The sequence below is a fragment of the Gardnerella sp. 26-12 genome, assembly GCF_001660745.1.
Classification (GTDB): domain Bacteria; phylum Actinomycetota; class Actinomycetes; order Actinomycetales; family Bifidobacteriaceae; genus Bifidobacterium; species Bifidobacterium swidsinskii.
Genome location: NZ_LWSR01000098.1, coordinates 1 through 8,766 on the forward strand (window position 1 = coordinate 1; position 8,766 = coordinate 8,766).

The 8,766-nt window shown below is 43.2% G+C and carries 6 protein-coding genes and 1 other RNA gene; 1 reads left to right on the plus strand and 6 read right to left on the minus strand.

Annotated elements, in window-relative coordinates; all coding sequences use genetic code 11:
* Positions 1–92: 92 nt before the first annotated feature.
* On the plus strand, positions 93–1,172 hold the full coding sequence (locus A5295_RS05085) for a LacI family DNA-binding transcriptional regulator (protein WP_004108041.1): 1,080 nt from the start codon (positions 93–95) through the stop codon (positions 1,170–1,172).
* Between the two features lie 12 nt (positions 1,173–1,184).
* Here the strand turns inward: A5295_RS05085 and A5295_RS05090 are convergent, their stop codons facing one another.
* The 6 genes from A5295_RS05090 to A5295_RS05115 form a co-directional block, all read right to left on the minus strand.
* Positions 1,185–2,363, minus strand: a complete 1,179-nt coding sequence (locus A5295_RS05090; protein ID WP_064621982.1) for a DNA polymerase III subunit delta' — start codon at positions 2,361–2,363, stop codon at positions 1,185–1,187.
* 54 nt (positions 2,364–2,417) lie between these two features.
* Positions 2,418–3,122 (minus strand): dTMP kinase, encoded by a 705-nt coding sequence (tmk, locus tag A5295_RS05095; protein ID WP_064621984.1) that lies wholly within the window; start codon positions 3,120–3,122, stop codon positions 2,418–2,420.
* Positions 3,123–3,170: 48 nt separating this feature from the next.
* Positions 3,171–6,017 carry a type I DNA topoisomerase gene (topA, locus tag A5295_RS05100; protein WP_033888407.1) on the minus strand — a complete coding sequence of 949 codons (2,847 nt, stop codon included), beginning with the start codon at positions 6,015–6,017 and terminating at the stop codon, positions 3,171–3,173.
* Between the two features lie 131 nt (positions 6,018–6,148).
* Complete coding sequence (locus tag A5295_RS05105) at positions 6,149–7,456, minus strand: phosphatase PAP2 family protein (RefSeq protein ID WP_064621986.1); 1,308 nt, start codon at positions 7,454–7,456, stop codon at positions 6,149–6,151.
* A gap of 45 nt (positions 7,457–7,501) precedes the next feature.
* An RNA gene (gene ffs / locus A5295_RS05110) (signal recognition particle sRNA small type) lies at positions 7,502–7,598 on the minus strand.
* A 41-nt stretch (positions 7,599–7,639) separates the two neighbouring features.
* The gene (locus A5295_RS05115) at positions 7,640–8,764 is read right to left on the minus strand and encodes an inositol-3-phosphate synthase (protein WP_231875293.1); all 1,125 of its coding nucleotides are present in this window, start codon (positions 8,762–8,764) and stop codon (positions 7,640–7,642) included.
* Between the last annotated feature and the right edge of the window lie 2 nt (positions 8,765–8,766).

Consider the following 8,766-nt stretch of genomic DNA (forward strand, 5'->3'; position numbering starts at 1 on the left):
AAATAAGTGTACATAAACTGACAAATAAATAATATTCAATTTGCGGTGCTGTTTACCAATAATTACAGCACCGCACTTATTCGGGGGCAAATATGACAAATCAAACTAATCAAAACGCCTCCATAACTCATGTAGCAGCTCTTGCAAAAGTTTCAATTGCAACAGTATCTCGTGTACTTTCTGGTAGACGAGCCAAAGATGACGATATTGCAAAACGCGTAAGAAAAGCTGCAGAGCAGCTTAATTATTCAGTAAATTATGCAGCAAGCGCATTAAGAAGTGACACAACTAATACAATCGGCGTAGTAATAGGCACAAGCAACGTAGATGATTCATTCAGTGTAAATATGCTTTCTGCATTGGATGAAGCAGCTCATGAAATAGATAAAATACTTCTTGTTGGAACTGGAAAAGACGCAGAAGCTCAAGAAGAACGCATAGAAGAGCTTATCGGTCATAATGTTGACAGTCTTATTGTCATGCCATCTAACAATAGTGATTTAACAAAAACACTTGAAAACTACGTTGACAATCTTCCCATTGTGCAAATTGGTGGCACTGCTACTTCATTCCACGTCAATTGGGTTGGCATGGATCAAGAATCAATGATGGAAGCTGCTTTAATACATCTTTCGCATCACGATGCCCATAATATTGCTTATTTAAGTGGAAATGTTGACTCCACACAAAGCGCAAACCTATTTGCCAATTTTCAGACTGCTGCAAGCCGATTAAGTTTACTTTCTGAGCCAGATTGGACAACTTTTGGAGAACTTACTTATCAACGTGGATTCAAGGATACAATGCGGCTTTTTTCTGATTCTACTGCTAAGCAATCTCGCAAACCAGACGCTGTTATTTGCGCAAATGACGCTGTCGCACTTGGAGCACTTCTAGCTTTAGATGAGCTTTCTTTGCAAGTTCCGCAGGATGTTCTCGTAATAGGTTACGGAGATAGCAGACAGGCAGAAATATCTGAACCAAAGCTTTCTTCAATCCGTCCTCCGTACCAGCAAATTGCACGCGAAGCAATCCGCCTAACCGCTGTCAACAAATCAGAGCAACATTGGTTACCTGCACATATGGAGTTTAGACCAGAAATCATGCGACGCGAATCAACAAATTCACCAAGAATAGGCACAAGCGATATGTCACTTCCGTGGAGGATATGATACTTTTGCATTTTATTGACTTTGCAAAAGTGAGCAAAATAGCGCTTCAAAAACAAGAGTTGCGTTACCATTTCTCGAAAGCCGACGACGAGCAGTAGCAATACTGTCAACGCAATCCAAGGCTCTACTTGCTGTCATGCTTTGTGCCAACTGGACAATTCTAGACTTGTATTCCTGATTTATAATTGGCGAAGACTTTTGCGCGTCGTTAATAACAACTAAAACGTCTCTATACACGCTATCGATTGCGTCAAGAGAACGGCATAACACGTCACGGCTTACACGAGTTACTTTACGTTTTACATCATCCTTTTTTCCAATTGCATTGTAGTTTGCGCGCAATTTGGGCGGAATGCGATCCTCATCGCCTAATCCGTTAATTCTGCGAAATTCTTTTTGTTGATCCTCAACATTTCGCTGAACCTCATCTTCTGCTTGTGCTTTTGCATCGTCAATAAGCATTGCAGCAAGCATAATTGCGTCGGCAGCATCATGCATACGAAGCAATCCTGCAACAAGCTCATCTCGCCTACTTAAAGCACGCTCATCGCTTGCGTAAATAAAAGCAGTTGCTATATTTCCTTGAGAAAGCCTGGCTGCACGACTCGCTAGCTTATTATCCGCATCCGTTTTTTTAGTAAGATATTCTGCTATAGACTGCTCGTTTGGAGTAGCTAATTGCACAAGTTGTGTACGCGAACGAATTGTTGGAAGCACATCCATAACACTTGAAGCGCATAAAAGCCAAATCGTATGCTCACTTGGCTCTTCAATCTCTTTAAGAAGAACGTTCGTGCTACGTTCCAACATTCGGTCAACATCTTCAATAATTATGATTCGCCAAGGAGCAGTGCTAGGCATCTGCTCAGAAATCCCAATTGCCTCACGCACATCGTCAATGCTAAGAGTTACGCCTTTTGTTGCAAGCGTATGCACATCAGGATGCGATCCTGCTAAAACTTCTTTGGCAGTTTTACTAAGCTCACCTTCGCCACTAATTCCATCACTGCCTTCTCCATGATCCGGACTTTCGAGAGCTGCAGCGAAAGCGCGCGCAACTTGCGCACTACCGAAGCCAGCAGATCCGCAAATCAGCCAAGATTGCGCTATTTTGCTAGCGTCCGCACAAGCAATGTTTCGCAATCGCGAAACTACCTGTTCTTGCCCAATAACGCTATCCCACACACTCATCGCTTCACCCCCTGCATAGCTTCTCTACTTCTTCACTTTATAAAGTTCGCCATTTTATTTAGTTTCAATTTCTTCAATTAAGTTATGTACGTCTTGCACAATAAGTTCAAATAATGATTTCGCCGAGAACGTTGCGTCTAATACGCGATAACGATCTGCAGACTCCTGCGCTAAATCTAAAAATGCTTCTCTAGTGCGACGAGCGAAATCTATTCCAGCTGATTCCATGCGATCTTGCTCGCGATGCAAACGCTTAAAAGCATCTTCCGGTTGCATATCTAGCAAATAAGTGCGATTAGGCCATAGCGAATCCGTTGCCCACTCACTTAAAGTTCGCACATCATCCTTAGTCAATTCGCGACCGCCTGCTTGGTAAGCAAGCGAAGAATCAATATAACGATCCGTTATTACTACTGCACCACGGCTAAGTGCCGGGCGAATCACTTGCGCAACATGCTGTGCACGATCCGCAGCAAAAAGCAAAGCTTCTGTTCTGGCAGATACACTCGTGCCATGCAACAGTATTTCGCGCAAAGTTTTACCCAACTGCGTACCGCCAGGCTCACGCGTCACTACAACTTCTCGCCCCAAAGATTGCAAATGATCTTTAAGAGCCTCAACTTGCGTAGTTTTGCCAACGCCATCAATGCCCTCGAAAGAAATAAATAAACCTTTATTTGCATAAGATTGCTCACTTCTGCAGCCGCAGTTTCCTCCGCAAGCGCAGCCACCAGAAAAATCGTCATTCTTAGATGCCATATTTTTTTGACTCCATATGCAAGGTCTATTTAATCTTTAGATTTTATTCTATGCTTTTTTAGCGGTAGATTTCTTTGAAGTAGTCTTCTTTGTAGAAGTTTTCTTTGCGATAGATTTTTTCGCAGTAGACTTCTTTTCAGAAGATTTTGCAGTGCTCTTAGTCGCGCGCTTTTTGCGTTTTACGGGACCTGCGGCGCGCTTTTGCGCCAAAAGTGCAAACGCATCCTGCGGATCAATCGATTCAGGCGTATACTGCTTTGGCAAAGTGCGATTCGTTTCACCATCAGTAATATAAGCTCCGTAGAAACCATCCTTAATCACTACTGGCTTTCCAGTTTCAGGATCTGCGCCAAGCTCACGAAGAGGCGGCTTGGCGGCACCACGAGTACGCTTAACGTACTTTGGTTGCGCAAATAAATCTTTCGCTTCTTGCAAAGTAACAGTAAAAATAGCATCTTCACTAGAAAGGGATCGCGTATCCGGCTTAGATTCCACAGTTTCTCCAGCAGAAGTATCTACAGCAGAATATGTTTTAGTTAAATATGGACCGTAACGACCATTATTTGCTTCGATACGAGCTAGTTTTACAACGCCTTCGGCATCAACTTCTTCATACTCACCAACCAAACGTGGCAAATTCAAGAGTTGCAACGCTTCTTGCAAAGTCAAAGTCGCTGGATCCATGGTTTTAAACAAAGAAGCCATTTTTGGACGAGCTTTAGAAGCCTTAGAAGACTTAGAATCTTCCGCGTTATCCTGCTCTTCTACCAGTGCCACGTACGGACCAAAACGACCATTGCGCACTTCTACGTTCCCACCCGTTTCTGGATCTACTCCAAGCACACGTGGACCTTCAGCATTATTCTCAAGCAATTCTCGAGCAGCATCAACAGTTAACTCATCTGGAGCTAAAGTTTCTGGCAAAGAAGCATGACGAGGGTTGCCTTCAGCATCAAGATTCTTAATGTCTTCCAAGTACGGACCATAGCGTCCAATACGCACATGCAAACCATCGCCAATGTCTATGGTATTTATTTCACGCGCATCAATTTCACCAAGCTCTGCAACCTGCTGTTGCAAACCAATATGAGCTTCATCAGCAGAATTAGCAGCACCCTCACCGGAACCGAAATAGAATCTAGTTAGCCAATCGCGACCGGTTTCTTCACCATGCGCAATTCTGTCCAAACCATTTTCCATATCAGCAGTAAACGCGTAATCAACATACTTTGGGAAATTCGCTTCCAAAAGTTTAATTACAGCAAAAGCAAGCCAAGAAGGAATTAACGCACGTCCACGCTCATACACGTATCCGCGATCAATAATTGTAGAAATAATCGTTGCGTAAGTAGAAGGGCGTCCTATTTCCTTAGCTTCCAAAGTTTTAACTAAAGAAGCTTCAGTATATCTTGCAGGAGACTGAGTTTCGTGAGAATCCGCACTAACACTTTTAGCTTCAAGAACATCCCCAGCTTGCATTTGAGGAAGTGCCTTATCGCTTTCACCTTCAGTTGCATGAGCATTGCCAAAAACCTTCATAAAACCAGCAAAAGTAATTACTGTTCCAGAAGCTTGGAACAAAGCTTCTCCATATTCTCCAGCAGAAGCATTTAACTTAACAGTTGCTGTAAAACCTGTAGCATCAGCCATTTGTGACGCAAGGGTTCGTTGCCAAATAAGCGTATACAATTTTAGCTGATCCGCAGGTAATTTATCTGCAAGCTCGTCCGGGCTTAAGAAACGCGCTCCAGCAGGGCGAATACATTCATGAGCTTCCTGCGCTCCTGCAGACGTAGTTGCGTACTGCTTAGGAGATTGCGAAACATATTCGTCGCCAAATGCTGCACGAGCAGCACTACGCGCAGCTTCGATAGCTTCTTTGGAAAGCGTTACGGAATCCGTACGCATGTAAGTGATATAGCCGTTTTCGTATAGAGATTGTGCAGCTCGCATAGTTTGGCGAGAGCTCATTGAAAGTCGGTTTCCAGCAGTTTGCTGCAAAGTTGATGTAGTAAAAGGTGGCAAAGGACGACGACGATACGGCTTCGTTTCCATAGAGTCAACTACAAAATCTGAATTCTCAAGAGCTTTAGAAAGCTTAGATGCAAAATCAGCATCAACATGCAAAGCTTTTTGTGATTCATCTTTTGTAGAGACCAACTCACCTTTTGAATTGAAATCTTTAGAACCAGCCAAACGACGACCAGAAAGCTCGCTCATGCGCGCTTCAAAATCAACATTTTCGCCATCTGAGCCTTTAGAACTTAAAACCGCGCTAATATCCCAGTAAGACGCCTTAGTAAACGCCATACGCTCGCGTTCGCGCTCAACAATCAACCTAGTAGCAACAGACTGCACGCGTCCAGCAGAAAGACCAGGACCAACTTTCCTCCACAAAACAGGAGAAAGCTCATATCCATACAAACGGTCTAACACACGACGAGTTTCTTGCGCATCAACCATATTGTCGTCAACATTTCGAGTATTACTGAGCGAGGCTTGAATTGCATCCTTAGTAATCTCATGAAACACCATGCGCTTTACTGGCACAGTTGGCTTCAATGCTTCTACCAAATGCCACGCAATAGCTTCACCTTCGCGATCCTCATCAGTTGCCAGATATAATTCGTCAGCTTTTGCGAGCGCAGACTTTAAATCGGAAACAGTTTTCTTTTTATCTGAGCCAACTACGTAATATGGCGCAAAACCATGATCGACATCTACACCAAACTTACCAAACGCCGCTTTGCGTGAGGCTGGAACTTGGCTTGGCTGAGCGAGATCGCGAATATGCCCAACTGAAGCCATGACGGTATATCCATTGCCTAAATACCCGCCAATTTTTCGCGCTTTCGTGGGAGACTCCACAATGACTAGCTTATTCTGTGCTGCCATATTCGCTCCTTTCCTAACACAATCGAACATATAATTCCGAACTATATGTTTCACGCTAACTGTATCGCAACTTAAGTTATACGTCTATTACATTCCACCTCGGTGGATAAAAGCAGATAGAGTAGACAATATTACTTAGAAGCAGATGGAGGCGTCGGCGGAGCGCCTACTAATCCAAGCCTACTCAACGGCGAAGCTGTAGAGTGACGCATTACCATAATTACGCCAAAAACAAGCAAAGACACACCTATAATCAGCCAATAAGTTGCTACATAAGATACGCTTGCAGCCCATTGAGCAAAAATATCAACACCAGGAAGAATTTGCCATATTAAATAAAGTGCATACAAACACGCCAACACACCAATCGTAATCATAGAGCTTCCTACAATTTGAACGCTAATTGAGGAACGTCGATAAGCTGGCATATCCATTCCACTACTGCGAGTGCATGCGAGCATAATAAGCGTTACAGCACCAACGATAAGTAATGACATAAGAACGTCAGAAACTCTATGCCAATGTGCTGCAACCAAAGAAAGTTCCACAAGAATGCTTATAAAAGCTGCAGCTACCGCTGCCCATGCGCGCCAAACGCGCGAAACTGCGCAAATAAGCAACGCACATGATGCAGTAATAAGTAGGGTATGACCTGAAGGTGCTGAATTTGCAGACAAATATTCAATACTTATAAGCATTGGGCGCGGAAGAATTTTTTTCAATGGTTCAGCAGCAGCCGAAAGAATAATAATCCCAGCACATTGACCAAGAAGCCACCAACGTTTACGAATACAAACTACTATGAGTGAAACAAGAGCAATTATTATGCCAGTAACTATAACAACCATAGAAACGCTTATAGGTCGCAAGCAAAATGCAAGCCAAGACGGCATACCATGAGAGCCAAATCCATCAATTACCATTTCTTCATAGCTTTGACCAAGTACTGTTTGAACACTAATAAACCATATGAACGCAGCAGAAGCCAGGAAAACAATTGCAATAGCAACACACCACAATATGGTAGATATTCGAGGACGCTTTACGAGCGGATCAAGCTGATCAATATCATCTGCATCCGATGAAGAATCTTCAGAAGATAACTGATTAGTTGAATACGACAAATCAGACAAATCAGACAAATCAGATTGACGTTTAGTTTGTTTCACAAACTGTTTTACAGACTGTTTAGAAGATTTCTCTTCAGTATTTTCTGGAAATAAAGGCGATATTTTTTCGTCATTATCCTCAGATGAGATTGGAGAAAATGGCGTAATCGTATTAATCGAATCCAAAGGATGCGAATAGTCACTACCTTCACTGTTGCGATTAATATCTTGCGAAGTTCCACCTACCGGCAGCGCATCATTTTCTCCAGCAGAATCATCATGCTGATTGTCAATGCTATTGGATTGAATTCCTGCAAATTCTTCACTCATACTTTAGACTTTACGACAGTATTTACGACCGCGCTAGTTTTACGCATAATAAAACCTCCGCGCACCCACCAGAGGCCACTTACCCTTGCTGCATTTCTGCCCTGGGGGGATTGGGTGACTTAGTGCCACACGGAGGCTTTATCTATATTACACGATTTTCGCTACATGTCGAGTAGTAATAAATTATGCGCGCCACACACTCTTGCCATGTTCTTTTGCAAATTCAGTATCTTCATCAAGCTGAGACTCGTTAGCTTCAACATCACCAGCAATATAGCGTTCAACTAATTGGCGAGCTTCACTATCTTCATGCTGAACTGCAGGAGACTTCATAAAGTATGAACTTGGAGCCAAAACCGGACCAGAAAGCTTGCGATCCAAAGCAATTTTTGCGGCTCGAACAGCATCGATAACAATTCCGGCAGAATTTGGAGAATCCCAAACCTCAAGCTTGTACTCCAAATTCAAAGGAACATCACCAAAAGTAGTACCTTCCAAACGCACGAAAGCAAACTTGCGATCATCCAACCAAGCTACGTAGTCTGAAGGCCCAATATGAACATTATGCTCATCCATTTCATGAGGCACGATTGAAGTTACTGCACGAGTCTTAGAAATCTTTTTAGATTCAAGTCTTGAACGCTGAAGCATGTTCATAAAGTCCATATTTCCGCCAACATTCAGCTGATACGTGCGATCCAAACGCACACCGCGATCCTCAAAAAGTCGAGCCATAACGCGGTGAGTAATAGTTGCACCTACCTGACTTTTAATGTCATCGCCAATAATAGGAACTCCTGCATCACGGAATTTTTGTGCCCACTCAGGATCAGAAGCAATGAAGACTGGCAGGCAGTTTACAAATGCACAGCCAGCTTCCATCGCAGCAGTCGCATAAGCTTTATCGGCTTGCTCAGATCCTACTGGAAGATAAGAAACAAGCACATCCACATGCTTATCTCGCAAAACTTGAGCAACGTCAACAGGTTCAGCCTCGGACTCATCAATCATTTCACGGTAGTAATCACCAAGACCGTCATAAGTTGGACCACGCAATACTTCTACACCCAAATTTGGTACATCAGCAAAACGAATTGTGTTATTTTGTGAAGCGCCAATTGCTTCACTTAAATCATGCCCAACCTTTAGAGAATCAACATCAAACGCCGCAACAAACTCAATATCGCGCACACGATACTGACCAAATACAGCGTGCATCAACCCTGGAATTTTCTCACCGTCATCAGCGTTTTTGTAATATTCAACGCCCTGAACCAGCGACGAAGCACAATTGCCGACACCGGCAATTG

Excerpts from the sequence above, each read along its gene's own strand:
- A5295_RS05085 (WP_004108041.1), top strand. The coding sequence starts at position 93 with ATGACAAATCAAACTAATCAAAACGCCTCCATAACTCATGTAGCAGCT.
- A5295_RS05090 (WP_064621982.1), bottom strand. The coding sequence starts at position 2,363 with ATGAGTGTGTGGGATAGCGTTATTGGGCAAGAACAGGTAGTTTCGCGA.
- tmk (WP_064621984.1), bottom strand. The coding sequence starts at position 3,122 with ATGGCATCTAAGAATGACGATTTTTCTGGTGGCTGCGCTTGCGGAGGA.
- topA (WP_033888407.1), bottom strand. The coding sequence starts at position 6,017 with ATGGCAGCACAGAATAAGCTAGTCATTGTGGAGTCTCCCACGAAAGCG.
- A5295_RS05105 (WP_064621986.1), bottom strand. The coding sequence starts at position 7,456 with ATGAGTGAAGAATTTGCAGGAATTCAATCCAATAGCATTGACAATCAG.